The sequence below is a fragment of the Chryseotalea sp. genome, from assembly GCF_057350905.1.
Map to the genome: position 1 here is coordinate 145,686 of NZ_JBMRCF010000011.1, position 23,009 is coordinate 168,694.

The following is a 23,009-nucleotide window of genomic DNA, read 5'->3' on the forward strand; positions in this document are numbered from 1 at the left end:
TTTTGTAAAATTTAAAAGTTTTTAATTCAGTTAATTATTGTTTTGAGGCGCGTTCTTCCAAAGACTTCACCAGGCCGGCCACGGTATGCTTTCCGCTCTGAAGAGCAGAGATAACATTCTTGGCAGGTGATTGAAGTAATGCAATAACATCACCGATGAGCTCATTTTTGCTCTTAAGCTCGCTGAGCATGTTCAGGTTCTCAGCACCGATAAATAAATCGGATGATACTGAGGCGGCCTTGAGTGCAGGTCTGCCATCCAGTTTCTTGTGGTATTCCTTCAGAACTTTTGCAGGTGCATTACCGATCTCCTTAGAGAACATAACGCCTGAAAAACCCTTCAACACCTTGAATACTGGAGAGAAATCCGTGCCTTTTTGCGCTTCTAAAGCTTTTTGAATAAGGGTGTTTTTGTAAACACGATATTCAACTCCGCTTTTAAAGCACAATCTTCTAAATGCATTTACCTGTGCTACGGTTAAACCGCTGGCATCGGTAATGTAGAAGTGCGCGTTTTCTGCAAACTTGCCTTTCAGCTCTTCTATTATTAGTTCTTTTTCGTCTCTGGTCATGTCTTAAAAATCTTAAATGCCAGCAATTGTACCTTTGTCAAGGATGATACCCGGGCTCATTGTAGTCGAAATAGTGATACTTCTGAAGTATTCACCTTTCGCAGAGGCGGGTTTCAACTTTGCCACAGTGTTGATCATTTCCATTGCGTTGTCGCGGATCTTGTCAGGAGAGAAAGAAGCCTTACCAATGCTTACATGGATAATACCGGTTTTGTCGATTTTGAAATCAATTTTACCAGCCTTCACTTCTGTTACTGCTTTCGCCACGTCAAGCGTTACTGTACCTGACTTAGGGTTTGGCATTAAACCACGAGGGCCTAATACTTTACCTAACTTACCTACCTTGGCCATTACGGTTGGTGTACAGATGATCACATCGATATCTGTCCATCCACCTTCGATCTTGGTGATATAGTCGTCAAGTCCTACGTGTTCTGCACCGGCATCTTTCGCAGCCTGAACCTTGTCAGGCGTACACAATACCAATACACGAACTGTCTTACCGATACCGTGAGGCAATGCAACTACGCCACGCACCATTTGATCAGACTTCTTAGGGTCAACGCCCAAGCGGATGTCTAAATCAACAGATGAATCAAACTTGGTGAAGGTGATGTCCTTCAACATTTTTGAGGCGTCATCGAGAGAGAATTCTTTCTCGAGGTTGAATTTTGCCAAAACGGCCTTTCTGTTTTTTGAAATCTTTGCCATGTTCAATGATTCTTTTTCGTTGAACTTAATTTTCCCACGGTGGAGTACCACTTACTGTAACACCCATGCTACGCGCTGTACCGGCAATCATCTTCATGGCTGACTCTACTTTAAAAGCATTTAAGTCAGGCATTTTGAGTTCTGCGATAGTCTTCACCTGATCCCAGGAGATAGAACCAATCTTTGCACGGTTAGGCTCAGCGGAACCCTTCTGCTTCTTCATCGCTTCAAGGATGAGGTTAGCAGCGGGCGGTGTTTTAATGACGAAGTCAAACGACTTGTCATTGTAAATAGTAATGAGAACGGGCAATACTTGTCCTGGTTTGTCTTGCGAACGGGCGTTGAACTGCTTACAGAAATCCATAATGTTCAAACCCTTGCTACCCAAAGCCGGACCAATTGGCGGTGACGGGTTAGCGGCACCACCTTTTACCTGAAGTTTCAGATAACCTGTAATTTCCTTTGCCATTGCTACTTAGTCTAGCTTTTCAACTTGCATATAACTCAACTCAACGGGGGTGTTTCGTCCGAAGATTTTCACCATCACGTTAAGTTTCTTTTTGTCTTCAAATATTTCCTCTACAGAACCTGTGAAGCCACTGAACGGTCCGTCCATTACTTTCACTTGTTCGCCCTTAATGTAAGGGGTGTCGAGTTTTTCTTCGAAGCTGTCAATCTCATCAACTTTGCCGAGAATTCTGTTAACCTCTGATTGACGAAGAGGAACAGGAATCTTGGAAGCCCCGGTGCCGTTGTTGCCCAAGAAGCCGATTACACCTGGTATTTCGTTTACCATGTGGAATGCTTTTTCGTTGGACATATCTGCACTGATGAGGATGTAACCCGGGAAAAAGCTGCGCTCACGTACACGCTTTTTACCGCCCCTCATTTCGTACACTTTCTCTGAAGGTATAAGCACTTGCGGAATTGCTTCAGCAAGTTTGGAACGCTCGATCTCCGTTTCCAGGTAAGATTTTACTTTCTTTTCCTGGCCACTGACAGCGCGTAATACGTACCACTTAAGTTCGCCCATACCCTATTAAAATTCTCTGTAAAACCACTCTAACCCTGACTTGAAAACCCAGTCAATAGCGCCAATAACCAAAGCAAAAATGGTAGAGGCTACCAATACCAAAATGGCACTGCTTTGCAACTCGCTATACTTGGTCCACGAAACCTTGTTTTTGATTTCGTCCCAGGATTCAGATAAATAGGTTGTTATCTTTTCCATACAACTCTTTTTGTTTGCTGCCTTTCGGCAGATTGTCTCCTAAACAACTGTTTAAGAGGTTTTTAGCCTTGGCCGAAACCTCAACTAATGTTGCCATCCTGGGCTAACGCTTCGGATAACTGAGCACGGGCGGAGAGATTCGAACTCCCATCTGCGGTTTTGGAGACCGTAATTCTACCCTTGAACTACGCCCGTTTGTTTATTTTATCCTCACCACACTACTCCAGGTCAAGTTTAAAATTTAACCAGACTCCCTAATCCTCTGAATGACACACGTTTACACCTGTAGCCAAATTCAAAAGGACTGCAAAGATAGGAATCGCGCCTGAAAAACAAAAACTGTGCTGAAAATTAATGTGTTAGAAAGCTTAAAGCAGCTTACTGGCGTAGCCTGAACCTGAATCGGTCCGTTGAGGTAACTACTAAAATACGTCTTTCTGAGCGTTTTAGCTTGACAACATCTTTTTTGTCTATTGCGAAGGCTTTAAAAATGTGTAAATCTTCCAAAGGCTCAAAAGAAATAGTTTGCTCGTTTATCACGAGCAAACCATTTAAATAGAATTTTCGCCACATGCCTGAAGTGACCCAAAGGTCGACCTTTCTGGGTTTCTCAGAAACAGTACCGACTGCCATCTTAGCTGGACTGGCGAGGGTGGACGTTGTAATCACAAAAAAGGAACAGGTTAAAATGATCAGTCTATTCATATCTTTCTATTTACATAAACAAGCCAATCTCTTATTCCTATGTCGCGCGAAGAAGGTATAGCGCGTACCATCATGGAGGGTAATCCTTAATTTGTTGGGGATAAAGCCGAGGTCATTTACGGGTTTAATTGATTGCACAGTGCTGCAATGAATGGTAATTTCCTTTACCAGCATTTTTAGTTTTCCTGGAACAAAGCGAATCTCATTTTCAGACGCAAACATCTGCCCTTTGATAAAGTGTGAATTAGGAAGAGGTCTCATTTTAATAAAGAAGAGCTGAGCTGGAAAGCTATTGGCCTGAGCCTGGCTTTGAATTGTAAGGCAAGCGAAAATTGCTACCAATAGAATACAAATAGTATTTCGCATAGCGCATTTGGTTGATTAACCATTGAGGTTTGCGCTAAAGTAAAAAAACCCGACACTATCCGAAGATAATGACGGGTTTCCAATATAGATTGGACTAATTAATCCAAGATCTCAGTAACCTGACCAGATCCTACGGTACGGCCACCTTCGCGGATCGCGAAACGAAGACCTTTTTCCATAGCGATTTTGTTGATCAACGTAACTTCGATAGATACGTTATCACCAGGCATAACCATTTCTACACCTGCAGGTAACATAACTTCACCAGTTACGTCAGTTGTGCGGAAGTAGAACTGAGGACGGTATTTGTTAAAGAATGGTGTGTGACGACCACCTTCTTCCTTGCTCAATACGTAAACCTCTGCTTTGAATTTAGCGTGAGGAGTAACTGAGTTAGGCTTACAGATAACCATACCACGAGCGATTTGCTCTTTTTCAATACCACGTAACAATAAACCTACGTTATCACCAGCTTCACCTCTGTCAAGGATCTTACGGAACATTTCCACACCTGTGATAGTAGATTCCAAGTTTTCAGCACCCATACCAAGGATCTGAACTTTGTCACCTGAGTTGATGATACCACGCTCAATACGGCCAGTAGCAACAGTACCACGACCCGTGATTGAGAACACGTCTTCAACAGGCATCAAGAAATCTTTGTCGATCAAACGAACAGGAAGAGGAATGAATGTATCTACAGCATTCATCAATTCTTCGATTTTTTCAACCCACTTAGGCTCGCCATTCAAACCACCCAAAGCAGAACCACGGATGATTGGTGTAGTATCGCCAGGGAATTTGTATGATGAAAGCAATTCACGGATTTCCATTTCAACTAGGTCTAACAATTCTGCATCGTCAACCAAGTCTACTTTGTTCATGAATACTACAAGTGCAGGTACACCTACCTGACGAGCCAAAAGGATGTGCTCGCGAGTTTGAGGCATAGGACCGTCAGTTGCAGCCACTACAAGGATAGCACCGTCCATTTGGGCAGCACCAGTAACCATGTTTTTCACATAGTCAGCGTGACCTGGACAGTCAACGTGCGCATAGTGACGGTTTTCTGTAGCGTATTCTACGTGTGAGGTGTTGATAGTAATACCACGTTCTTTTTCTTCAGGAGCGTTGTCAATTGAAGAGAAGTCACGGATTGCAGCCAGACCTTTCTTTGCCAAGACCTGAGTGATAGCAGCGGTAAGCGTTGTTTTACCGTGGTCAACGTGACCGATGGTACCAACGTTAACGTGCGGTTTCGAGCGGTCAAATGTTTCTTTTGCCATATTTGAAAATCCCAGTTAAAGTTTAAAAGTGTATAGTTAATTTAATTGTTACTAGCTATTGCCTCCTTTTACAGAAGCTTATACACCCCAAACATGATATGCCTGTCGAATAAGGGTTATTCGATGAAATCCCTGAATTGCTTTCATGATGGTCGCTACGCATCGGCAATGAGGAAATTTCAAAATTTCAAATTTCAAAATGTTAAAACTACCTCGTTTGGCAGTCTTGTTTTAATTTGAAATTTCAAATTTGAAATTTCAAATTACTTAGAGCTGTTGAAGAGAATTGAACTCTCGACCTCTTCCTTACCAAGGAAGTGCTCTACCCCTGAGCTACAACAGCGTTAATTCAAAATTTCAAATTCAACATTTAAAATTTCAAACTGGCTCAACTTGTAACTCCTTTGTCCGCATCCAAATTTGAGATTTGGAATTTGGAATCTGGAATTAAAGGTGAGCGGGAGACGAGGCTCGAACCCGCGACCTATAGCTTGGAAGGCTATCGCTCTACCAACTGAGCTACTCCCGCAATTACCTCACCCTACCCTCTCCAAAGGAGAAGGAGAATAAAGAGTGGGGGAAATAGGATTCGAACCTATGAAGTCATACGACAACAGATTTACAGTCTGTCCCAGTTGGCCGCTTTGGTATTCCCCCTCAATATTTTTAAGAACGTTTAGCACCTTTTTAAGGGTGCTCCTAAAAAATAGGAGTGCAAAATTATACGGTTTTATACTTTTTCAAAACTTTCCTAGAGTATTTAATCAGGAATAAGTCACTTTCGAAGCGAAAATATTCCTTAAACCAGCATTTGAGGCAAATATGAGGTTAATCGCCCTATTCTTCTTTAGTAGCAAAAGATTGGATAAGGAGCTCCATTATTTCATTTTCAGATTTAAGAAACGCTGCCTCAGGGAATTTTTTGGTGAAAACCTCCAGCTTTTTGTAAAACTCGGATTCTGTAATCTTAAACATGGCACATAACTCCCATTTTAGAGAATCAGATATTATGAACTTTCTATAAATGGCTGTTGATTGATTTTGTTCCCTATATCGATTTAATTTTCTCTTAGTCTTTTGCTCCTTACTCAGGTAATACCAGGGGGCTGCCATAGAAAACCCTAATCCACTGTGTCGAGGTAAATACCTGTTTTCTGAATATAACCTCTCTTTCTCGTACTTATACAGCCCTTCAATCACAGTTTTTTTGGGTAACTGTGGAATTTTTAAATCCATTGGCGCATAAACCAAAAGGGTATCCAAGGTTGTGCTCTCTTCTTTTAATAAAACGCTTAGCACGGATTGGTCTATTGTTATTTGTGTAGTGTATAGTCTGTAGCCAATCCGGGAAAAAAATAGGGTATCATTTGGTTGGATTAAAAGGGCGAATTTTCCTTCTGAATCTGTGTATGTTCCGGTTCTTCTCGTAAAAACATGAACATCTATTACAGGAGACAGGTTGTTGAAGTCTAATACCACGCCAGATACACTCAATTGCTGAGCAAAAGATAAAAAGGTTGTAAGCAAGAAAGGTAAAAGAATAAATAGACGCCCTATTCTTGACTGACTCAAATTCTTGCTGATTATTCGCATGAAGCAAAATCGTTGTCTATAGTAACGCTAGATGCTGGAACTTATTTAAGCCTGACCTTGGGAATCGATCACATAATGATAATCTCTTTCACAGATTCTTTGCCGAACTCCTTTTGGAAGACCTCTATGACTTTAGTCTTGTGAAAGGAGAAATCGCTTTTAATGGTGGGCGAATCAAATTCAACAAATAAAACTGAGTTTTTAAGCCAAATCCGCTTGGTACGTTTGGCAATTGGTTTGCCCACGAGTCGTTCCCAGGAAGCCAATACCGATTTTTCATCGAAACGGTCTTTCAACCTATAGGTCTGTAACAAATCCTGCAAGGCCTGCCCCACCGACTGAATTTCATCCCTTTTCTTGCGTGTAGCCACTGATCTGTCCTTTTTCTACTGTAAAAATCTTTTTCTCCAGGTTTACCACATCCAACAGGTGCAAAGTACGGTCTGGCCGGGCATCAGTTAAGAAAACCTGACCAAAGGTCGGGAATAGTTTTAATAATTGACCAATGCGTTCACTGTCAAGCTTATCAAATACATCGTCTAGTAGTAAAACAGGGTAGAAACCCTTGTGTTGTTTAAGAATTTCAAGTTGTGCCAGCTTCATGGAAAGCACAAAGGATTTTTGCTGACCTTGCGATCCCAGTTTCTTAAGGTCGCCTTCACCCAATAAAAAAATAAAATCATCGCGATGTATTCCAAAACTTGTTCGCTGCAAAGCCAGGTCTTTTGCTCTGCTTTTGAGCAAACCATCTTTATAATCTTCCTCTATTAATTGCGATGTATACCGAAGGTTTACAGCTTCATTCGCCACCAATAGTTGATAGTAACGCTGAAAAACCTCGAGGAACTCTGTCATGAAGCTTAGTCTTTTCTGAAAAAGCTGCTGCCCCAAGGGTACAAGCAGGTCATCGTACGACTCAATCATTACCCAATCTTGCCTGCCTGATTCAGCAAACATTTTAAGCAGACTATTGCGTTGTTTCAAACAATGATTGTAGCGCATCAAACTATCCAAGTACACTTTATCAAATTGAGATATGAGTGTATCAAAAAATTTACGCCTGGATTCACTTCCATCTTTCACCAGATCGACATCGTCAGGCAAGACCAGCACAGCAGGGTACTTGCCAATGTGCTCGCTCAGTTTAGTATAATCTTGTCCGTCTTCGCGGAATACTTTCTTTTGTCCTGCTTGTAGCCCCAGCGTTAGGTCATGCGTTTTGCCCTCTTGGGTAAAAGTGCCGCGCACAACCATCTGGTTCTCGCCTTCTTTTATATAGTGTTGATCGGCAGATGAAATCGCTCCCTTGGTAAAGGCAAGGCTATAGATGGCATCCAAGAGGTTAGTTTTGCCACTCCCGTTTTTGCCCACCAGAATATTTAAATGTGCAGAAAAAGTAATGTCGGCCTCCGCATAGTTTTTGAAATTAAATAAGTGGAGGTGGTCTAGCGTCATTTGGCGGGTATTGTTATTTGATGATTTGCGCTGCGAAAATACTATTGTTTCTAATGGAAGCAGAAAGCTATGGTTTCATTATTCAATATCATTTATGGGCCTCTGTTATGATTCAGAGGATATGTAGCCCGAAGCGATTAAAACTGTCGATTCAGCCAATTACCGTTAATTCTATTTTATTCATTGTTAATTGACCTTGCAGACGTATTTTCGCAGTTCAAAATTAGTGTTATGGCTACATCCAAGGCGGCTGCGACTGCAGCAAAGGGATCAAAAACTGAATTTTCTAAGGAAACCTATCTTTTCTGGTACGAAAGCATGCAATTGATGCGCAAATTCGAAGAAAAGGCTGGCCAACTATATGGTATGCAAAAAATTAAAGGCTTTTGTCACTTATATATAGGACAAGAGGCCTGCGCGGCTGGTGCAGTGAGTGCCCTTGAAAAAGGAGATAAATATATTACAGCTTATCGCGATCATGCTCATCCACTGGCATTGGGTACCAGCCCAAATGCTGTTATGGCAGAATTGTATGGCAAAGAAACAGGCGTTTCGAAAGGAAAAGGCGGTTCCATGCACATTTTTGATGTTGCCAACCATTTTTATGGTGGCCATGGTATTGTGGGAGGCCAGGTGCCCCTCGGTGCAGGTCTTGCCTTTGCTGAAAAGTATAATAAGACCGGCAAGCTTTGTATTTGCTACATGGGCGATGGTGCCGTGCGCCAGGGTGCCTTTCACGAGGCTTTAAACCAGGCCATGTTATGGAAAATCCCGGTGATTTTTGTGATCGAAAACAACGGTTACGCTATGGGAACATCTGTAAAGCGTAGCTCGAATGTAACCGATCTGTCAACTTTAGGCGAATCTTACGATATGCCTTCAGAAGCTGTTGATGGCATGAGTGTTGAGGCCGTGCACAAAGCAGTGGCTAGAGCCGCAGAAAGAGCACGGGCTGGCGAAGGACCGACTTTGTTAGAATTCAGAACCTACCGCTATAAGGGGCATTCTATGTCTGATCCTCAGAAGTACCGCACAAAAGAAGAGGTAGAGGAGTACAAGAGACAAGATCCTATCGAGCAGGTTCGTGAAAGCATTTTAACAAACAAATTTGCCACGGAAAAGGATCTGGAAGCCATTGATGCTAAGATTGTAGCACAAGTAGAAGAATCGGTGCGTTTTGCTGAAGAATCTAACTTCCCTGACCCGGCAGAGGCTTTAACCGATGTTTACGAGCAGAAGGACTATCCTTTCATTTTTGGTTAAAAAGGCAATTTGTTTAAAAAGCAGTAATTAGTAGTTTTGCGTCCCGCTTATAAAGGCGGGACTATTTTTTATCAAAATGGCAAAGAAAGAAGAAAACAAAAGCGTACTCGAGAACGCAGAAGTTCTGGAGGAAAAAGTAATAGGTTTTGAACATTGGATTGAAAGCAATTCCAAACTTGTTTTTGGCATTTTGGGTGCCCTGGTGTTAGCTGTTGGCGGTTATTTCGGTTTCCGTTACTATGCCGATAGCCAGAACGAACTTGCTCAAAAAGAAATGTTTCAGGCAATACACTACTTTGAAGCAGACAGCTTAAATCTGGCTCTAAATGGTGATGGCAACAACCTGGGCTTCATCGATATCATTAACGACTATGGTATAACTGAGGCTGCTAACCTTGCACACTATTATGCTGGTGTAAGCTACCTGAAGCAGGGTAAGTTTGATGCCGCAGTGCTTTACCTGGAGGATTTCAGCTCTAATGACTTATTGGTGCAACCACGTGCCTACAGCCTTTTAGGCGATGCACACATGGAATTGCAACAGTATGAAGAGGCTGCAAAGTATTACAACAAAGCATCTACTTATAAGCCCAACAAGTTTTTTACGCCTACTTATTTAATGAAGCAAGGATTGGCTTATGAAAAGCTGAACAACAACGAGAAGGCTATTGAAGCTTACGACAGAATTATTAATGAGTTTTTTGAATCGGCTGAGTACCAAAACGCAAGAAAGTACAAGGCTAAGTTGCAAAGCAATTCATAAAAAGAAATTAGTTTATCTTTAAAGGACAGTGGAAGCTGTCCTTTTTTGTTTCTAACCTTATAACAATTTATAAGCATGGCAGGCACACTTACCTCCGGAAAAATTAAAACCAAGCGTAATCTTAGCAAAACTAAAGTTGCCATTGTGGTGGCTGAATGGAATGAAGATATTACCGGAGCACTTTATGAAGGTGCGTATCAATCGTTATTGGAGCACGGCATAAAAAAGCAAAATATTATCCGCAAAAATGTGCCTGGCACTTTTGAACTTACACTTGGTTCGTTGTGGATGGCAGAGCAAAAAGATGTACACGCTGTGATTGCTTTGGGTTGCGTGATACAGGGAGACACACCTCACTTCGATTACATCTGCCAGGCGGTGGCGTACGGAATTATTGAGGCTAATATCAAAACAAAAAAACCTGTGATCTTTGGTGTGCTTACCACACTGAACAAAAAGCAAGCGCTCGAGCGTGCCGGTGGCAAACTCGGAAACAAAGGAGAGGAGGCTGCACTAACAGCATTAAAGATGCTGGATTTTTAATCCAGCATCTTTTTCCATTTTAATTATTGCCCTTACTTCTGATAAAGTTCTTCAAGTCTTCTTTATCACCCTGAAATATTAAATCATCACCAAGCAGGTAATAGTTCTTTTTGTCAGGACACTTATCATATAATTTTTTGAGCAGATCAGGCTTTCTTGCTGCCTGACTAATCTCTGTAAACATTTTCTTGATCTGGCTTACTTTAAAACAATGATCAATGGCCAGGTCTTCAATCAGTGCAATTCGTTCATGATCGAAAAATTTAGCCTGAACATTCTTAAGTATTTTTTGAAAGTCAGCCTCGCTTTCTTCACAAATTGGTGGCGGTGGTGTTAAGTAGAAGGCTGCATACTTCATCCATTCATCTTGGAGCTTGGTATTTAAAAAAAGCTGTACACCAAGTTTATACGATTCCTGATCATAAATTTTTGGAAAAATTTTAGTGAGTACTTTTAGTTTGGTTTCTTCTGACCTGAATATGGATACCAATTTCATGGCTTGAGCAAAATCAAAACATGCAATTTCAACAGCACTCACTACAACCACTTCTTTTGCTTCTTCCGTGGGCTGATAAAATGCATTATTGACAGTTCTTCTAAACAATTCTTCATTGGCCACAGGGCCATTACAGCCTTTCGCACCAGCATAGCGTGCACTTACCGGATAGTTGTATCTGGGAAAAGTGAGTACCTGATCAACCGGTGGTGCAGGATTGACAGGTGTGGTTACCGGTGGCTCTGTTTTAACGGGTGTTTTCAGTAAATCATATAATCTAAATGCAAAGGAAACATTTGTGAATGCATCATATACATCATAGAAATTAGCAGGGTCGGATGTGCGCGCGAATGCAGCTTTGCAAAAGTTAAGACGTGTCTGATCTTCTGAAAAGAGTTGCGCCATGGTTTTAACTTGTGCCGACAGCAAGCATTTATCTTTTATAAAAATCAATGCAACATCCAGTTTTTTAGCATTAGTCCCCTGAATGGCCACTTGATTAAAACCATCTTGAAAAGAATTTTTATCAATAGGGTTTGGACAATCTTGTGCAAATGCGGTAACGCCAATTGCCAATAGCATAAATAATGTGAGGGCTCTCATAGGTTTAACGGTTTGGTCTTCAATCTAAGTACGTGATTTTATCATTACCAAAATAGTGCCATAAAGAATGATGGCTAAAGCCATAAAAAAAGGGGCTTCCGCCCCTCTTTTACCTCTCTTACAAATACAGAGATTACATATTCTTTACGATTTCCTCTGCAAATTCTGAGCATTTCAACATTGTAGCACCTTCCATTTGTCTGTGGAAGTCGTATGTTACACGTTTAGAAGCAATCGCTTTTTCCAAGCCTTTATTGATCAGGTCTGCTGCTTCTTTCCAACCCATGTATTCAAACATCATTACACCAGAAAGAATCACAGATCCAGGATTTACTTTATCCTGACCTGCATACTTAGGCGCAGTTCCGTGGGTTGCTTCAAAAATGGCATGACCTGTAATGTAGTTAATGTTTGCACCCGGAGCGATGCCAATACCACCTACTTGTGCCGCCAACGCATCACTCAAGTAGTCACCATTTAAGTTTAGCGTTGCTATTACATCAAAATCTTCAGGGCGTGTTAATACTTGTTGAAGTGTAATATCTGCTATAGAATCTTTAATGATTACTTTACCTGCTGCAACAGCTGCCTTCTGTTCGTCATTGGCAGCAGCTTCACCCTTTTCCTTCTTTGTTTTCTCCCACTTATTCCAGGTATAAACCTTATCACCAAAGTATTGCTCAGCTACAGCATATCCCCAATCGCGGAAAGCACCTTCGGTAAACTTCATGATGTTACCTTTGTGTACAAGGGTAACTGATTTTTGATTATGCTTAATGGCATAAGCAATTGCACTGTGAATTAAACGTGTACTACCGCTCAAACTCACCGGCTTAATACCAATACCTACGTTCACATCAGTTTTCACATCCGTAGCACCTACCATCTTCCAGAAATCTTCTGATTTCTCTTTAGTATTGAAACGGATCTTGTTGAATTCTTTAGGGAATTCTTTAGCAATAAAGTCTAATACCTTTTGTGCTTCTGGTGTGCCCGCTGCAAATTCGATACCTGCATAAATATCTTCCGTATTTTCACGAAAGATGACCATGTCTACCGCACCCGGGTTTTTTACAGGAGAAGGAACACCTTGATACCAACGCACTGGACGCAAGCAAACATACAAATCGAGGATTTGACGAAGCGCTACATTCAGTGAGCGTATACCTCCACCTACCGGTGTGGTTAAAGGTCCTTTAATACCAACCAAATACTCACGGAAAATATCCAAGGTTTCATCAGGCAACCAGTTGCCGGTTTTATTAAATGCCTTCTCTCCTGCCAGTACTTCTTTCCAATTGATTTTTCTTTTTCCATTGTAGGCTTTCTCTACGGCCTTGTCAAACACAAGTTGAGAAGCTGGCCAAATATCCACACCTGTACCATCACCTTCTATGAAAGGAATGGTAGGGTTGTCAGGCACATTAAGTTTACCGTTGCTAATGCTGATTTTCTGATCGCTCATGGCTATAAATTTTGAATATTGACTAAGGTAATTTCAGGGGTCGAAAATAGTGAATCCATCTCTGCTATCAAATCCGCTGGAGTACTTGTCCCCTATGGGCATCCAATTTTAGAAGAATAAAGAGCATAATGGTAAAACCCCATAAGGAGGAGCCACCATAGCTAAAAAAGGGCAATGGTATGCCAATTACAGGAAAAAGACCCACTGTCATACCGATATTCACCGCAAAGTGGAAAAGCAGGATAGATAATGTAGCATAAGCAAATACCCTGGTGAATCTGTTTTTCTGTCGTTCTGCAATAAAGATTATACGGAACATCAACACAACCCATAGTCCTATGGTTACGAGGCTGCCTATCCAGCCGTGCTCTTCGCCTATGGTGCAAAAAATAAAGTCTGTACTTTGTTCTGGTACAAAATCAAACTTTGTCTGAGTGCCTTTTAAGAATCCTTTACCAAAGAACCCACCGCTCCCAATAGCAATTTTAGATTGTGTTACATTCCAACCGTAGCCTAGCGGATCTGCGTCTGGATTGATCAACGCTTTCACACGATTTTGCTGATGAGGCTTTAAAACATTGTCAACCACATAGTCTACACTTTGCAATAAACCAATTACAAGGAGTGCACCTATAGTTAATACTGCTAATCGTTTGAATTTTTTTCTTCGCGAGAAGAAGATCAGCATTGCCCAGATTACACCAATACCTGCATAGAGGTAAATGTTGTTTTCCACTAAGAGTGCCAAAACAAAAATGATGGCACAGGCTATGCCAACAATAATAAGAAAAGGTGACATACCTTCTCTGTAAAATACAATTAAGAAAGAAGTAAAAACCAAAGCTGTACCCGTATCTTTCTGCAGTAAGATCAAGAGCATAGGAACAACAATCATCACAAAAAGAACAAATTGGTTTCGCAGATTGTCCATACGAAAACCAATAGTCCCAACAAACTTTGCCACTGCTAATGCTGTGGCAAATTTTGCAAACTCAGACGGTTGCCCACCGAAGCTACCAATACCTATCCATGCTTTATTACCACCAACCTCTTTGCCAATAATGGGCACCAGAATTAAAAGAAAAAGTATGGCGCCATAAATGATGTATGCGAACGTATCATAAAATCGCATGTCAATAATGAGAATGGCGATAATGATGATAATACATGCAGCCATGAATAAAAGCTGCCTGCCGGGACTTAAGGAGAAATCAAAAATAGATTGGCCTATGGTTTCATCATACACCGAGGCATAGATATTTAACCACCCCAGTAATACAAGGACTCCGTATAACATCACTGTTACCCAGTCCATTTGTGCCGGTATGTGTTCGTTTCTGCTCAATTATAAAAAGTCACCTCGTAAAACATAATCTTCAATATGCTTGCGTTGCGTAGCACCCAGCAAGTATTTTTCAACTATTAAACTGGCTATAGCTGCCGCTGCCCTGGCACCCTGCCCTGCATCTTCTACATAGACAGATACTGCAATCTTTGGATTGTCTCTTGGTGCAAAGGCTATAAATACTGAGTGATCTGCCAATGGTGGATTGTTCTCGACTGTTCCTGTTTTACCGCAAACAATAATATCTTTTAAGCTTGCTCTATACTGACCTGTACCACCTTGTACTACGTTTTGCATAGCATCAACCGCAACTATAAAGTAAGAGGAGTCAATTGTGGTGTAGTGTTTCTCTAAATATTGCGGGAGAGGCTTGCCACTATCGCCTATTGATTTTACCAAATGTGGCGTATAAAAATAACCACGATTGGCCACTGTTGCAGCAAAGTTTGCCATCTGCAATGGAACCACCAGGTTTTCACCTTCACCGATCGCGATTGAGTAAATATTAGAGAACTTCCAGGGGCGGCCACCATAGGCTCTATCGTAGAATTTACTGTTAGGCACTAATCCGCTTTTTTCGTTGGGAAGATCAATGCCTAAGGGCGAACCAAATCCAAAACTTCTGATGTGTGTATTCCATTCTTCCAAACCTACACGAGTGTCTTCAAATGGATCGTTTACTTTTCCCTTGTTCAGCATTCTGCGAAGTACATTATGGAAATAAGGATTGCAAGAGTGTGTAATGGCGCCACGTAAGTCTTCATTTGAATGTGCCCCATGGCAATTAATAATGGTGCGGTTACATACCACTCTGGTATCAGGCGTAATAACACCCTCCTGTAAAGCCACCATTGCCTGTGCAATTTTAAAAATCGATCCGGGCCTGTATTGTGCCATGAGTGGACGATTGAACAAGGGCTTACTTGTGTCGCTGCTGATGAACTTAAAGTTTTGGCTATAATATTTACCTGTAAGCATGTTCGGATCATACGATGGCCCTGAGACGAAAGCCAGTATCTCTCCTGTTGAAGGTTCGATGGCTACAATACTTCCCGATTTTCCGCGCATTAAAAATTCGCCATACAATTGAAGATCAAGGTCTACTGTTGTTGTGAGGTTTTGACCGGGAATCGAGACTGTATCTAACTCACCATCTTTGAAGGAGCCTTTATCAATTCCATCAACGTCACGCATTTTATAGCGAACGCCCCGCTGTCCGCTAAGATATTTTTCATAGTATGCTTCAATGCCACTTTGGCCAATGTAATCGCCCTGCTTGTAAACTTTTGTACTGTCTTTGTCAAGTTGGTTCTTACTGATTTCGCTAACATAGCCAAGGCCATTGGCAAATGCAGAGGTTGTATATGAGCGGGTTGATCTTGCCTGGATGTAGAAGCCATCAAAATCATCAAGGCGATCCTGGATACGAGCAAAGTCATCATTTGACAACTGCGTTAAGAAAGTAGTAAGCTTTACAGGCGAATACTCTTTTTTCTTTTTTAGTTCTTTGAATGATTTCCTAAGATCTTCGATTGTAAGTCTAAATACCTTGCAAAACTCTGCCGAGTCAAGATTTTTTATTTCTTTGTAAATAACCTGTAAATCATACTCTGGTGTATTGTATACCAATAGCTTACCGTTGCGATCGTAAATTAAACCGCGAACAGGGTAATCGACTTGCCGAAGAATGGCGTTGCTGTCTGCAAGCTTCTCATATTTACTGTCCAACACCTGAATGGCAAATAGCTTAATAAGAAATACCAGTGCGATCAGTATGACCAGAACCTGAATAATATCTTTTCTGCCTTCGTTCATATCTCCATTCCTACCTCGAGAAAAGTAATTGTGCTATCACCAGCGCTGCTAAAGTAAACAGCGTACTCATTAAAACTTTAAATAAAGTAAACCAGAAATACATTGTTCCGCCTGCCTCTACAAAAAATAAAACCAGGTGATGGATAAAGACTAATGGTAAAGCATAAACAATAAACCACTGCACTCCGTTCATAGCCAATGTCGGTAGAGAGTTTCTGTCGTATCCGCCCTGAGGTGTAATTCTGTTTAACCAATAGCCGCGTAAGTATACCATGAATACCGAAGACATGGCATGAAGGCCAACACTGTCGTAGAAGATATCAATACCCAGCCCCATGGCGAAAGCTATGATCATGAGTATAAGCGGATTGGTTTCAACAGGAAAAGTAAGGAGGTATAACAAATAGATGAAACAAAATGCTGTATGAAAAAGCACCACATTTTTAAAGAGCAGCACCTGCACCAAAAGCAAAAAGAAAAAAGATATGACCTTTATAATATTAAAACTCATTTCTCGTCAATCAACTGTTCTAATTCATCCTGCTCTTCTTTTAAATTACTCTTTACTATGGCTACATAGCTGAGTTTTCTAAAGTCCTGAGAAAGTTTAACGCGCAAGTTATAAAAGAGTGCTTCGTCTTTTAATTCTACCTTATCAATAGTGCCAACCATCAAGCCATCCGGATAAATGGAGTTGTAACCTGAGGTTACCACCGTATCGCCAACCATAGGTTGTACGTGGCGAGGAACATATAACAAGTTTACATTTTCAGTATTGGCACCATCCCATTGTACTGTACCAAAATGACTGGTGCGTTTCAGCTGAACAGAGGTGAGTACATCTATATTTAAAAGTGAAGTAACAACGCAGAAATTATCAGACACCACTTTTACTTTACCTACAATCCCATCTGCACTGATAACGGCCATGCCTGGTGTTACCCCGTCTTTCTTACCCTTATTTAGCGTGATGTAATTTTTGAACTGGTGTACTGAGTTGTTAATGACCCTGGCACTTAGAAAGTCGAAACGGTTAATTAAAACCGGATCATTAATTTCTCTGACATTGAGTGTATACAGACTTTGGTTACGTTGCTCCAGCTTTCTTTTAAGGTAAGCATTTTCTTCCGATAAGCGTTGATTGGTTTCGCGGAGTGATAGAAAGTCTCGAAAATTTTGCGAAGTATTATTAATGCTTGCAGCCAGCCCGTTGGCAGAATTAAAAAACTTAGCCCCCTGGTATTGGTTGTTTTGCACCAATAACCAGACACAAATAATCTGAAAAACCAAAAAGGTAAAAAAGGAACGGTATTGGTAAATGAAAAGGAAAAGTCTTTCCATATTACTTTGCTAACTGTGTTATACCTGTCATATGACTATTTCCAAACAGTATTGGTTCGTGTGTGTATAGCTTTGCAGTATACATGGAATCAACTCATCAATACCGTACGGAAATGGTGTAAATTCTTAAGTGCAGCACCTGTGCCTCTCACAACAGCACGCAATGGATCGTCAGCAATGTGGATAGGCAATTTTGTCTTCAATGCTAAGCGCTTGTCAAGACCTCTTAATAGTGCACCTCCACCGGTTAAGTAGATACCACGCTCGTAAATATCCGCTGATAATTCTGGTGGTGCTGTTTCTAATGCTTTCAATACGGCTTCTTCCAGTTTAGATACAGATTTATCCAGCGCAAAAGCTATTTCAGAATATGACACCTTAATTGTTTTCGGAATACCAGTCATTAAGTCACGACCGCGGATTTCGTAATCATCCGGTCCGTCATCAAGTTCTGTCAAGGCAGATCCTACTTCAATCTTCACACGCTCAGCTGAACGCTCACCAATCAGCAAATTGTGCTGGCGCCTCATATAGTCAAGAATATCTCTGTTGAAAGTATCCCCTGCTACGCGTATTGACTGGTCGCAAACAATGCCGGAAAGTGCGATTACGGCAATATCGGTAGTACCTCCACCAATATCTACAATCATATTACCCAAGGGTTGTTCAATATCAATACCCACACCGATGGCTGCAGCAATGGGCTCATAAATCATGTATACTTCTTTGGCCCCCGCATGCTCAGCAGAGTCGCGAACGGCACGCTTCTCCACCTCGGTAATCCCTGAAGGAATACAAATGACCATCCGGTACGAGGGTGGGAAAATTCGTTTACCTGTATCAATCATTTTGATCAGGCCTCGAATCATCATCTCAGCAGCCTGGAAGTCGGCAATTACGCCTTCTTTCAGCGGTCGAGTAGTTTTAATATGGTCGTGGGTCTTCTCATGCATTTGCATGGCCTCTCTTCCAATGGCCAGCACTTTTTGGGTGCGCTTGTCCATCGCTATTATCGATGGCTCATCGACAACGATTTTGTCTTTGTAGATAATCAGTGTATTGGCAGTGCCTAAGTCGATGGCTATATCACTGGTGAAGAAATCAAAAAGTGCCATGTAGTAATGATGTGGTAATAATTATGCAAAAGAAACAGCTATCCGAAATTTACCAAAATATATTTCGAAAGTTCTTTATCACGTAAGTTAATATTAGAAATAACAGAAAGACAAAGTTTCCGGGTATTACAAAGGTGCTTTGTGCTTAGTGTTTAAAGTGTCTGATGCCCGTAAACACCATGGCCATTTGGTGGCGATTACAGAAATTGATAGAGTCCTGATCGCGCACTGATCCACCTGGCTGAATGACAGCGGTGATTCCATGTTGCTGTGCAATCTCTACACAATCTGCAAAGGGAAAGAAAGCGTCTGAAGCCATAACTGAACCCTTCACATCGAAATTAAAGGCTTTCGCTTTGTCAAGGGCTTGCTTCAGGGCATCAACGCGAGATGTTTGCCCCACGCCACTGGCTAGCAACTGGCCTTCAATTGCCAGTACAATGGTGTTTGACTTCGTGTGTTTTGCCACTTTGCTGGCAAATAACAAGGCTTTGATTTCCTCCTTTGATGGATTTCGATCCGTAACTACTTTTAAATCTGACTCAGCATCGGTTTTCAGATCCAGATCCTGCGCTATAACGCCATTGAGTAAGGTTTTAAACTGCTTGGTTCCCTGTAGCTTCGTTTTCTGCAGGAGCAACATACGATTCTTCTTTGATTTCAACAGTTCGAGTGCTTCCACTGAATAGGCGGGCGCAATCAAGATTTCAAAAAAAAGTTTATTGATCTCTTCAGCTGCCTCCAGATCTACCATTGTGTTGGTTGCTAACACACCGCCAAAGGCAGAAGTTGTGTCTGCCTGATAAGCTTTAAGATAGGCGTCTTTAACCTTTGGTGCAGTTGCTACACCACAAGCATTGGTATGCTTAATAATGACAAAAGCCTTCTCTCCATCAAACTCCTGCACAAGATTAACGGCAGCATCAACATCTACAAGATTGTTATATGATAACTCCTTACCATTCAATTGCTCAAACATGGCATCTAAATCGCCATAGAAAGCTCCTTGCTGATGTGGGTTTTCTCCGTAACGGAGGGTACGCCCCTGTCTTATACTTTTTTTAAAGCCAGGTAATTGTTGCTCTTGATTGAAGTACTCAAAAATTGCTGCATCGTAATGAGAAGTAACATCGAAAGCCATGGCAGCGAAGCGCTTACGGTCTGCTAGAGACGGTGCACCATTGCTTTGTTGCAACACGTTTAGTAATCCGGCATATTGCTCGCGTGAGGAAACGATTAGGGTGTCATTGAAATTTTTGGCACCCGCCCGAATCAGTGAAATACCGCCAATATCAATTTTTTCAATAATCTCACCTTCATTTGCGCCACTGGCTACTGTTTCTTCGAAAGGGTAAAGGTCTACGATAACAAGGTCCAACGGGCCTATCTTATGTTCTTTAGCCTGTGCGACATCGCCCTCATGATCTCTGCGGTAGAGAATGCCTCCGAAAACGGCAGGGTGTAAGGTTTTAACACGTCCTCCAAAAATAGAAGGATAACCAGTCAGTGTCTCGACAGCCGTTACTTTGTATCCTAATTTCTCGATAAACTCCTGTGTACCTCCTGTTGATACAAACTCAACACTATTTTTAGCCAATTCATGAATAATTGGTTCCAGGTTGTCTTTATAAAATACAGAGATGAGGGCACGGGTAATTTTGCGATTCATAGGTGAGAAATTTGAACGCAAAGCTAACCAGGATTTACAGAATTATAAGATTAGCAGGATTTAATCTGGTTCTACTTATAACAATTAGTGATAGTAACTAAATCCTGAGTATCCTAAAATTTGTGCGCATAGCTTATCAGGATTTACAGGATTACAAGATTAGCAGGATTTAATCCATACTTACTCGTAAAGATTAGAGACAGAAACTAAATCTTGAGCATCCTAAAATCTTAAAATCCTGATCAACTGATGATTTGTGCGCTCCGCTTATCAGGATTTACAGGATTAGAAGATAGCAAGATTTAATCCAGACTTACTCGTAAATATTAGGGACAGAAACTAAATCCTGAGCATCCTAAAATCTTAAAATCCTGATCAACTGATGATTTGTGCGCATAGCTTATCAGGATTTACAGGATTACAAGATTAGCAGGATTGAATCCAGACTTACTCGTAAAGATTAGAGGCAGGAACTAAATCCTGAGCATCCTCAAATCCTAAAATCCTGATCAACTGATGATTTGTGCGCATAGCTTATCAGGATTTACAGGATTACGAGATTAGCAGGATTGAATCCAGACTTACTCGTAAAGATTAGAGGCAGGAACTAAATCCTGAGCATCCTCAAATCTTAAAATCCTGATCTACTTACGATTTGCCAGATAAACACCTATGGTGATAGCCGTCATGCCAATGAAATGGCCAAAGCCCAATGCTTCACCATCAAATAATCCCCAACCTACTGCCACAATAGGCATAATGTAAGTAACTGAGCTTGCAAAAATCGGGGTGCTTATTTTCACTAAACGGTTGAATAAAAAAGTAGCGATGGCTGTGCTCATAATACCAAGTAACACAATGAAACCTGCCGCCCGCCAGGCGCCATCAATCGTTTGCAACTTAACCGTGAAGTCAGAAAATGCAAACAAATAGACAAGAGCCAAAGGACCAATCATTAGCAGGGAACCACTGGTGATGGTAAGTGCTTTGAGATCGGTTATTTTATACTTTATAAAATTGAGATTAGCACCATAAAAAATACAGGCTATTACGATCAGTAGTGCATACACATTCAGACTTCCAATTTCTCCGCCTGTTCTGGCAAACATCAATACCACACCGCCTAAAAAACCAAGTACAATACCGACTATCGCCAGATTCTTGAATTTTTGTTTAAAGATGAAGGCGCCAATCAATAGGGTGAAAATAGGTGTTAATGTATTCAGGATGCCCGCCACGGAGCTGTCCATGTTAGTTTGGGCTGTAGCAAAAAGGAAGGCTGGAATAAAGATACCCATCAAACCGGATAACAGCAGTTTCCAGTAATGATCGAGGGTTAGTTCCTTAAATCTGACTAAGGCAGCAGGGAGTAGAAATAAAGCTGCTGCTGTTACACGCAAGGCACCAACTTCATCGGGGGCAAAAACTTTAAGCCCTTGCTTAATAAGGATAAAGGATGTGCCCCAGATAAGTGCTAATAGAATCAGTAAGAAAATTGCAGTAGAGCGAGGGGTTTCTGACATAATCGGCTTTAGTTCATGCGAAACGAAGATTGTTCATGAACAGTTGTAAAGATTGATAAAGCTTTTACGATTTCAAACCGAAATTTTGCTAAGATTCATGGATTACATAAATCGGTTACAAAACAGATACGGAAGCAGTAAACTCAACGGCATTCACTAATTCATCCAATATCTCATGAACTGCTTCTGCTGTCGGGGCTTCAACCAAACGTGTTCTGTAAGGTTTAATGTCTTGTATCCCCTTAAAATAATTGGTGTAGTGTCTACGCATTTCAAATACACCCAGTTTAGGTCCTTTCCACCGTATTGAAAAATCCAGGTGTTGTTTGGCTACTTTGACACGCTCACTTAAATCAGGTGCAACCAGCATTTCGCCTGTGGCCAGAAAATGCTTGATCTCATTAAAAATCCAGGGATAACCAATGGAAGCACGACCGATCATCAATCCATCTACCCCGTAACGGTTTTTATACTCTAAGGCTTTTTGAGGTGAATCAATATCGCCATTACCAAAAATGGGGATATGCATGCGTGTATTTTCTTTGACCTTGGCAATTAATGTCCAATCAGCTGAGCCTTTATACATCTGCACCCGGGTGCGGCCATGTATACTGAGTGCTTTAATACCGATATCCTGAAGACGTTCGGCTACTTCTACAATATTTTTAGTTTGCTCGTCCCAACCCAAGCGTGTTTTAACCGTAACCGGAAGGTGCGTACTCTTGACAACCTCTTCTGTCATCCGCACCATCTTTGGAATATCTTGCAGCAAGGCAGCACCTGCGCCTTTACAAGCAACCGCTTTTACAGGACAACCGTAATTAATATCAATCAGATCGGGTTGTGCAGCAGTTGCTATCTCAGCCGCTTCGCGCATGCTGTCAACATTGCCACCAAAAAGTTGAATGCCGATGGGGCGTTCATACTCAAAAATATCCAGTTTCTGCCGGCTTTTGGCTGCATCGCGGATGAGGCCTTCTGAGGAAATAAACTCGGTGTACATTAAATCAGCGCCATTCTGCTTGCAGACAGCACGGAAAGGCGGATCGCTCACATCTTCCATGGGTGCCAGCAGTAGCGGGAATTCTGCTATTTCTATGTTTCCGATTTTTACCATTTTAAACTTTTATAGCCAAGCTTGAAAACTGAG

The 23,009-nt window shown here is 41.4% G+C and carries 23 protein-coding genes and 4 tRNA genes; 3 read left to right on the forward strand and 24 right to left on the reverse strand.

The genetic code is table 11. From position 1 onward, the window contains the following. Nucleotides 1-34: 34 nt before the first annotated feature. From rplJ to recF, 14 genes are all read right to left on the reverse strand, one after another. Nucleotides 35-571, reverse strand: a complete 537-nt coding sequence (rplJ, locus tag ACO1XM_RS15145; RefSeq protein WP_486230473.1) for a 50S ribosomal protein L10 — start codon at nucleotides 569-571, stop codon at nucleotides 35-37. 12 nt (nucleotides 572-583) lie between these two features. After that, a complete protein-coding gene (gene rplA, locus ACO1XM_RS15150) occupies nucleotides 584-1,282 on the reverse strand; it encodes a 50S ribosomal protein L1 (RefSeq protein WP_486230475.1) in 699 nt (232 codons plus the stop codon). 25 nt (nucleotides 1,283-1,307) lie between these two features. Next, the gene (rplK, locus tag ACO1XM_RS15155; protein WP_486230477.1) at nucleotides 1,308-1,751 is read right to left on the reverse strand and encodes a 50S ribosomal protein L11; all 444 of its coding nucleotides are present in this window, start codon (nucleotides 1,749-1,751) and stop codon (nucleotides 1,308-1,310) included. A 6-nt stretch (nucleotides 1,752-1,757) separates the two neighbouring features. Continuing rightward, entirely contained in the window at nucleotides 1,758-2,315 is a 558-nt protein-coding gene (gene nusG, locus ACO1XM_RS15160) for a transcription termination/antitermination protein NusG (protein ID WP_127122749.1), read from the reverse strand. Nucleotides 2,316-2,321: 6 nt separating this feature from the next. After that, nucleotides 2,322-2,513, reverse strand: coding sequence for a preprotein translocase subunit SecE (gene secE, locus ACO1XM_RS15165; protein ID WP_486230479.1), 192 nt, complete (start codon nucleotides 2,511-2,513; stop codon nucleotides 2,322-2,324). 124 nt (nucleotides 2,514-2,637) lie between these two features. After that, nucleotides 2,638-2,708 (reverse strand) — tRNA-Trp (locus tag ACO1XM_RS15170). A gap of 183 nt (nucleotides 2,709-2,891) precedes the next feature. Continuing rightward, nucleotides 2,892-3,218 (reverse strand): hypothetical protein, encoded by a 327-nt coding sequence (locus ACO1XM_RS15175; RefSeq protein ID WP_486230481.1) that lies wholly within the window; start codon nucleotides 3,216-3,218, stop codon nucleotides 2,892-2,894. A gap of 464 nt (nucleotides 3,219-3,682) precedes the next feature. Continuing rightward, entirely contained in the window at nucleotides 3,683-4,870 is a 1,188-nt protein-coding gene (gene tuf, locus ACO1XM_RS15180; RefSeq protein WP_486230483.1) for an elongation factor Tu, read from the reverse strand. Between the two features lie 271 nt (nucleotides 4,871-5,141). Beyond that, nucleotides 5,142-5,213 (reverse strand) — tRNA-Thr (locus tag ACO1XM_RS15185). A 113-nt stretch (nucleotides 5,214-5,326) separates the two neighbouring features. Further along, nucleotides 5,327-5,399: transfer RNA gene (locus ACO1XM_RS15190), tRNA-Gly, on the reverse strand. Nucleotides 5,400-5,444: 45 nt separating this feature from the next. Beyond that, nucleotides 5,445-5,527 (reverse strand) — tRNA-Tyr (locus tag ACO1XM_RS15195). Nucleotides 5,528-5,707: 180 nt separating this feature from the next. Beyond that, complete coding sequence (locus tag ACO1XM_RS15200; RefSeq protein WP_486230485.1) at nucleotides 5,708-6,442, reverse strand: carboxypeptidase-like regulatory domain-containing protein; 735 nt, start codon at nucleotides 6,440-6,442, stop codon at nucleotides 5,708-5,710. Nucleotides 6,443-6,531: 89 nt separating this feature from the next. Continuing rightward, nucleotides 6,532-6,834, reverse strand: coding sequence for a DciA family protein (locus ACO1XM_RS15205; RefSeq protein ID WP_486230487.1), 303 nt, complete (start codon nucleotides 6,832-6,834; stop codon nucleotides 6,532-6,534). Then, nucleotides 6,809-7,918: a DNA replication/repair protein RecF gene (recF, locus tag ACO1XM_RS15210; RefSeq protein ID WP_486230489.1), complete on the reverse strand. Its 1,110-nt coding sequence runs from the start codon at nucleotides 7,916-7,918 to the stop codon at nucleotides 6,809-6,811. The genes ACO1XM_RS15205 and recF overlap by 26 nt, the downstream gene beginning before the upstream one ends. 231 nt (nucleotides 7,919-8,149) lie before the next feature. Here recF and pdhA point away from each other — a divergent pair, with 231 nt between their 5' ends. The 3 genes from pdhA (at nucleotide 8,150) to ribH (ending at nucleotide 10,487) form a co-directional block, all read left to right on the forward strand. Beyond that, nucleotides 8,150-9,181, forward strand: a complete 1,032-nt coding sequence (pdhA, locus tag ACO1XM_RS15215; protein ID WP_486230491.1) for a pyruvate dehydrogenase (acetyl-transferring) E1 component subunit alpha — start codon at nucleotides 8,150-8,152, stop codon at nucleotides 9,179-9,181. 76 nt (nucleotides 9,182-9,257) lie between these two features. Then, nucleotides 9,258-9,944, forward strand: a complete 687-nt coding sequence (locus ACO1XM_RS15220) for a YfgM family protein (RefSeq protein WP_486230493.1) — start codon at nucleotides 9,258-9,260, stop codon at nucleotides 9,942-9,944. A 75-nt stretch (nucleotides 9,945-10,019) separates the two neighbouring features. After that, on the forward strand, nucleotides 10,020-10,487 hold the full coding sequence (ribH, locus tag ACO1XM_RS15225) for a 6,7-dimethyl-8-ribityllumazine synthase (RefSeq protein WP_486230495.1): 468 nt from the start codon (nucleotides 10,020-10,022) through the stop codon (nucleotides 10,485-10,487). A 19-nt stretch (nucleotides 10,488-10,506) separates the two neighbouring features. Here the strand turns inward: ribH and ACO1XM_RS15230 are convergent, their stop codons facing one another. The 10 genes from ACO1XM_RS15230 to dusB form a co-directional block, all read right to left on the reverse strand. After that, a complete protein-coding gene (locus ACO1XM_RS15230) occupies nucleotides 10,507-11,586 on the reverse strand; it encodes a DUF4476 domain-containing protein (RefSeq protein WP_486230497.1) in 1,080 nt (359 codons plus the stop codon). Between the two features lie 133 nt (nucleotides 11,587-11,719). Next, complete coding sequence (icd, locus tag ACO1XM_RS15235; RefSeq protein ID WP_486230499.1) at nucleotides 11,720-13,051, reverse strand: NADP-dependent isocitrate dehydrogenase; 1,332 nt, start codon at nucleotides 13,049-13,051, stop codon at nucleotides 11,720-11,722. A 67-nt stretch (nucleotides 13,052-13,118) separates the two neighbouring features. Continuing rightward, nucleotides 13,119-14,366, reverse strand: a complete 1,248-nt coding sequence (rodA, locus tag ACO1XM_RS15240; protein WP_486230501.1) for a rod shape-determining protein RodA — start codon at nucleotides 14,364-14,366, stop codon at nucleotides 13,119-13,121. 30 nt (nucleotides 14,367-14,396) lie between these two features. After that, complete coding sequence (gene mrdA, locus ACO1XM_RS15245) at nucleotides 14,397-16,211, reverse strand: penicillin-binding protein 2 (RefSeq protein WP_486230503.1); 1,815 nt, start codon at nucleotides 16,209-16,211, stop codon at nucleotides 14,397-14,399. Between the two features lie 10 nt (nucleotides 16,212-16,221). Beyond that, nucleotides 16,222-16,722 carry a Rod shape-determining protein MreD gene (locus ACO1XM_RS15250; RefSeq protein WP_486230505.1) on the reverse strand — a complete coding sequence of 167 codons (501 nt, stop codon included), beginning with the start codon at nucleotides 16,720-16,722 and terminating at the stop codon, nucleotides 16,222-16,224. Continuing rightward, nucleotides 16,719-17,552, reverse strand: coding sequence for a rod shape-determining protein MreC (gene mreC / locus ACO1XM_RS15255; protein ID WP_486230507.1), 834 nt, complete (start codon nucleotides 17,550-17,552; stop codon nucleotides 16,719-16,721). The genes ACO1XM_RS15250 and mreC overlap by 4 nt, the downstream gene beginning before the upstream one ends. Before the next feature lie 89 nt (nucleotides 17,553-17,641). Continuing rightward, nucleotides 17,642-18,667 carry a rod shape-determining protein gene (locus ACO1XM_RS15260; RefSeq protein WP_127122732.1) on the reverse strand — a complete coding sequence of 342 codons (1,026 nt, stop codon included), beginning with the start codon at nucleotides 18,665-18,667 and terminating at the stop codon, nucleotides 17,642-17,644. Nucleotides 18,668-18,812: 145 nt separating this feature from the next. Next, nucleotides 18,813-20,336 carry a bifunctional phosphoribosylaminoimidazolecarboxamide formyltransferase/IMP cyclohydrolase gene (gene purH / locus ACO1XM_RS15265; RefSeq protein WP_486230509.1) on the reverse strand — a complete coding sequence of 508 codons (1,524 nt, stop codon included), beginning with the start codon at nucleotides 20,334-20,336 and terminating at the stop codon, nucleotides 18,813-18,815. 644 nt (nucleotides 20,337-20,980) lie between these two features. Next, the gene (locus ACO1XM_RS15270; RefSeq protein WP_486230511.1) at nucleotides 20,981-21,859 is read right to left on the reverse strand and encodes a DMT family transporter; all 879 of its coding nucleotides are present in this window, start codon (nucleotides 21,857-21,859) and stop codon (nucleotides 20,981-20,983) included. Between the two features lie 115 nt (nucleotides 21,860-21,974). Then, a complete protein-coding gene (gene dusB, locus ACO1XM_RS15275; protein WP_486230513.1) occupies nucleotides 21,975-22,976 on the reverse strand; it encodes a tRNA dihydrouridine synthase DusB in 1,002 nt (333 codons plus the stop codon). Between the last annotated feature and the right edge of the window lie 33 nt (nucleotides 22,977-23,009).

Excerpts from the sequence above, each read along its gene's own strand:
- rplJ (WP_486230473.1), bottom strand. The coding sequence starts at position 571 with ATGACCAGAGACGAAAAAGAACTAATAATAGAAGAGCTGAAAGGCAAG.
- rplA (WP_486230475.1), bottom strand. The coding sequence starts at position 1,282 with ATGGCAAAGATTTCAAAAAACAGAAAGGCCGTTTTGGCAAAATTCAAC.
- rplK (WP_486230477.1), bottom strand. The coding sequence starts at position 1,751 with ATGGCAAAGGAAATTACAGGTTATCTGAAACTTCAGGTAAAAGGTGGT.
- nusG (WP_127122749.1), bottom strand. The coding sequence starts at position 2,315 with ATGGGCGAACTTAAGTGGTACGTATTACGCGCTGTCAGTGGCCAGGAA.
- secE (WP_486230479.1), bottom strand. The coding sequence starts at position 2,513 with ATGGAAAAGATAACAACCTATTTATCTGAATCCTGGGACGAAATCAAA.
- ACO1XM_RS15175 (WP_486230481.1), bottom strand. The coding sequence starts at position 3,218 with ATGAATAGACTGATCATTTTAACCTGTTCCTTTTTTGTGATTACAACG.
- tuf (WP_486230483.1), bottom strand. The coding sequence starts at position 4,870 with ATGGCAAAAGAAACATTTGACCGCTCGAAACCGCACGTTAACGTTGGT.
- recF (WP_486230489.1), bottom strand. The coding sequence starts at position 7,918 with ATGACGCTAGACCACCTCCACTTATTTAATTTCAAAAACTATGCGGAG.
- pdhA (WP_486230491.1), top strand. The coding sequence starts at position 8,150 with ATGGCTACATCCAAGGCGGCTGCGACTGCAGCAAAGGGATCAAAAACT.
- ACO1XM_RS15220 (WP_486230493.1), top strand. The coding sequence starts at position 9,258 with ATGGCAAAGAAAGAAGAAAACAAAAGCGTACTCGAGAACGCAGAAGTT.
- ribH (WP_486230495.1), top strand. The coding sequence starts at position 10,020 with ATGGCAGGCACACTTACCTCCGGAAAAATTAAAACCAAGCGTAATCTT.
- ACO1XM_RS15230 (WP_486230497.1), bottom strand. The coding sequence starts at position 11,586 with ATGAGAGCCCTCACATTATTTATGCTATTGGCAATTGGCGTTACCGCA.
- icd (WP_486230499.1), bottom strand. The coding sequence starts at position 13,051 with ATGAGCGATCAGAAAATCAGCATTAGCAACGGTAAACTTAATGTGCCT.
- rodA (WP_486230501.1), bottom strand. The coding sequence starts at position 14,366 with ATGGACTGGGTAACAGTGATGTTATACGGAGTCCTTGTATTACTGGGG.
- mrdA (WP_486230503.1), bottom strand. The coding sequence starts at position 16,211 with ATGAACGAAGGCAGAAAAGATATTATTCAGGTTCTGGTCATACTGATC.
- ACO1XM_RS15250 (WP_486230505.1), bottom strand. The coding sequence starts at position 16,722 with ATGAGTTTTAATATTATAAAGGTCATATCTTTTTTCTTTTTGCTTTTG.
- mreC (WP_486230507.1), bottom strand. The coding sequence starts at position 17,552 with ATGGAAAGACTTTTCCTTTTCATTTACCAATACCGTTCCTTTTTTACC.
- ACO1XM_RS15260 (WP_127122732.1), bottom strand. The coding sequence starts at position 18,667 with ATGGCACTTTTTGATTTCTTCACCAGTGATATAGCCATCGACTTAGGC.
- purH (WP_486230509.1), bottom strand. The coding sequence starts at position 20,336 with ATGAATCGCAAAATTACCCGTGCCCTCATCTCTGTATTTTATAAAGAC.
- ACO1XM_RS15270 (WP_486230511.1), bottom strand. The coding sequence starts at position 21,859 with ATGTCAGAAACCCCTCGCTCTACTGCAATTTTCTTACTGATTCTATTA.
- dusB (WP_486230513.1), bottom strand. The coding sequence starts at position 22,976 with ATGGTAAAAATCGGAAACATAGAAATAGCAGAATTCCCGCTACTGCTG.